The sequence below is a fragment of the Phocaeicola coprophilus DSM 18228 = JCM 13818 genome (assembly GCF_000157915.1).
Taxonomy (GTDB): domain Bacteria; phylum Bacteroidota; class Bacteroidia; order Bacteroidales; family Bacteroidaceae; genus Phocaeicola; species Phocaeicola coprophilus.
In genome coordinates, this window is sequence record NZ_EQ973654.1 from 1 (window position 1) to 538 (window position 538).

Sequence of the window (538 nt, forward strand, 5' to 3'; positions counted from 1 at the left end):
ATTGCTGTCCGATAAAATCGATTGAATATAAAAGAATATCGCTCGGCCTTGTATACTCAATGGTCGAGTCTTATTTTGTTATTCCAAGCCCCTTCAAAAAATAGATAGTTGACAATCTTCTTTCTGCCTCACGTCCAGAAGAGTTTCCCAATCTTTTTCCGGATGATTGAAAAGACTGTAGAAATCTACATAATACATAAGTGTAATCCTCATCATTGTTGCAAGACCGGAGAAACTCCAGGAACGAGTCAGTTTCTTTTTCATTACCATAAGCAACAGATTGGCTATAAGTGTCACCCAAATCTGTATTTTAATCGCATTTGCACTTTCCCCATAGAAGTATTTTAAGGGAAAGTTCTGTTTTATTTGCTTGAATAGCAACTCTATTTCCCAACGTTTGTGATATATTTCTATAATCTCGTTTGGATCTGATTCCATATCGTTTGTAAGCAATGAAACCAGTTTGTGCTTTTTAATATCAACATAGGTAATGATACGGGCATGATGATTCAGAATTGTACCATCCTTCAGCATTTTT

Annotated in this window: 1 protein-coding gene; it reads right to left on the minus strand. The window is 35.5% G+C overall.

The annotated features are described in order from the left end of the window. Positions 1–93: 93 nt before the first annotated feature. Positions 94–538: IS4 family transposase (locus BACCOPRO_RS16775; protein WP_008145499.1), on the minus strand; the 445-nt coding region annotated here is incomplete at its 5' end.